3 protein-coding genes are annotated in these 1,956 nt (G+C 63.1%); 2 read left to right on the forward strand and 1 reads right to left on the reverse strand.

Annotation, left to right across the window (positions count from 1 at the left end; all coding sequences use genetic code 11):
- Nucleotides 1–67 precede the first annotated feature (67 nt).
- Both ACN4EK_RS32455 and ACN4EK_RS32460 read left to right on the forward strand, forming a co-directional pair.
- A complete protein-coding gene (locus ACN4EK_RS32455; RefSeq protein ID WP_431662575.1) occupies nt 68–418 on the forward strand; it encodes a hypothetical protein in 351 nt (116 codons plus the stop codon).
- A gap of 86 nt (nt 419–504) precedes the next feature.
- The gene (locus tag ACN4EK_RS32460) at nt 505–714 is read left to right on the forward strand and encodes a hypothetical protein (protein ID WP_431662576.1); all 210 of its coding nucleotides are present in this window, start codon (nt 505–507) and stop codon (nt 712–714) included.
- A gap of 332 nt (nt 715–1,046) precedes the next feature.
- Here the strand turns inward: ACN4EK_RS32460 and ACN4EK_RS32465 are convergent, their stop codons facing one another.
- A complete protein-coding gene (locus tag ACN4EK_RS32465; RefSeq protein WP_431662577.1) occupies nt 1,047–1,418 on the reverse strand; it encodes an antibiotic biosynthesis monooxygenase in 372 nt (123 codons plus the stop codon).
- Nucleotides 1,419–1,956 lie beyond the last annotated feature (538 nt).

The following is a 1,956-nucleotide window of genomic DNA, read 5'->3' on the forward strand; positions in this document are numbered from 1 at the left end:
GTCCCGCCGCGGACGAGATCCGCGAGGCCTGCGCGCTGATCCTGAGGCATGTGCAGGAGATCACGAGATGAAGACCCGCGACATGGACCTGATCAGCCGGGAGCTGCGGGATGCGGCGCCGGAGACCGATCTGCTCTCCGCGATCGCGGGAGCGCGTCAGCAAGCAGGGGAGGCGCAGGCGTCCGACCCGCGCCTGTGGCGGACGACCGTGAGGCTGCCGCGGGAGATCCGCGCCGACCTCCGGATCATCGCCGAGACGCAGGGCGTCAAGGTGAACGCCCTGATCGCGGCTGCGGTCGACGCCCTCCTGGCCGAGAACGGCCGCAGGGGAATCTGCGAGGCCGCGCCCTGGTACGCCGCCTACCTCACCAGGCAGGGGAATCGGGCGGAAGACGGCGACGACCTCCCGCCGCCGTGACACCGGGCGTCGTGGCGCCATGGCGCCACGACGTCAGCATGCCATGGCGTCGGGAGGTCCCGGCGCCATGCTGCTGTGGTTTCTTGATGCTCACGCGCCGCGACGCCGCGGACCTCCGACAGCGGTACTCCGCACCGCGTCGCCTGCGCGACTTTTGTTCTTTTGTCTTTTTGTCTGAGGGCGTTCTTCGTCAGGTAGTCGTTGACGCGGCATGCGATCGGCGGGTGACGCTGATCATGCGCATCAATGTGCGCGATACCGGCAAGCGGCTTCTTGATCCGACCCTGCGCCAGTGAAAGGGCGGGTCGACATCCGCCTCTGTTCGTAAGGCGCCTTTGTGGCCGATTGCGGTCAGTCAGGTTCAGGCCCATTTGATGAGAAAGCTCCCATTCATCTGCTCTGAGCTTCAGGCCGCGTCGTTGGGGAAAATGCGCACCACCGTCGTGCGTCGCTTGATGCTCACCGCGAACGGAAGGGCCCCTGCGGGCTGCCCGGCGGCGGTGGGGAGTCCGACGGTACCGCAGCGATATGCAGGGCGATCATGCCGCCCAAATCCGTCAGCCCGGCGCCGGCGGCTTCCGCCATCCGATGCCCATCGCCTGTCGCGCCGCGCGATATCCCCGCACTCTCAAGGAACTCCTGGCCGAGTACGGTTCGCACCACATCCTAATGGGCTATCGCCGTGCCCGGCCACGAATGCTACCGGGACAGACAATACTTTTGTGACCAACGACGTCAGTTCTTGAAAGTGCTGCTGCGTTCGCTCCGTCTCCGCCCATCGCTCGTGGGCCTCAGCAGACCGGAAACGGGTGACGACGATGAGGCGTGTCCCATCGTGAGACCGATAGACCTCATTACCCAGCCAGCCAAAGGCCGCAGCCTCCGTGCCCATTTCCCGCATTTCGGCAAGCTGGAAAGCGATCAGTGCATCGATTCCTCCTCCCACGGGCCAAAATGTGTTGACGAGGATATATGGTTCACTAGGCGTTAGTTCAGACATTCGAACGATCCTTCCTCTCTCCCGCAGAGCTTAGGTAACCCAGGTTTTAATCCGCCGCCCTGATGCTCACGCCGTGTAGCTCCTTCGGCTCTGGCACTCGACAGCGCCTGTGCTCAGCAATTAGCTGTCGGGTAACGCATCGACGACCTGTGACCTTTTCGGGCTCGACAAGCGCGCCTTGCCCGTGGGACAGGCTCCACACATGTGGAAAGGGACCTTGTCCCGAATGGGCAGCGCATACACTTCGGGGGGATGGACCGGAGCGGTTTGACTGCGCGAACTCCTGCTGCCGATCATGATCCAGTGCGAAGGTTACATCAAGTCTCAGACTTGCGAGACGATACGTCTCGTCTCATATAATACTGTGGCTTGCCTGAGGAGGTGTCAAGGTCTAGATGAGACGCCGCGTAAGCGAACGAGGTGCGAATGCGTAGCGCGACCGGGCCGCGCCAGAACCCGAAAGTGCGCGCGGCAATCTTGGAGGCCGCGTTGTCTCTCGTGCGTGATGTGGGCTATGACCTGTCTCTTATACACATCT

This window comes from Pantanalinema rosaneae CENA516 (genome assembly GCF_050753385.1).
GTDB lineage: Bacteria > Cyanobacteriota > Cyanobacteriia > Leptolyngbyales > Leptolyngbyaceae > Pantanalinema > Pantanalinema rosaneae.

What these genes read in the sequence shown, in the direction of transcription:
- ACN4EK_RS32455 (WP_431662575.1), top strand. Translation starts at nt 68, where the DNA reads ATGAAGACCCGCGACATGGACCTGATCAGCCGGGAGCTGCGGGATGCG.
- ACN4EK_RS32460 (WP_431662576.1), top strand. Translation starts at nt 505, where the DNA reads ATGCTCACGCGCCGCGACGCCGCGGACCTCCGACAGCGGTACTCCGCA.
- ACN4EK_RS32465 (WP_431662577.1), bottom strand. Translation starts at nt 1,418, where the DNA reads ATGTCTGAACTAACGCCTAGTGAACCATATATCCTCGTCAACACATTT.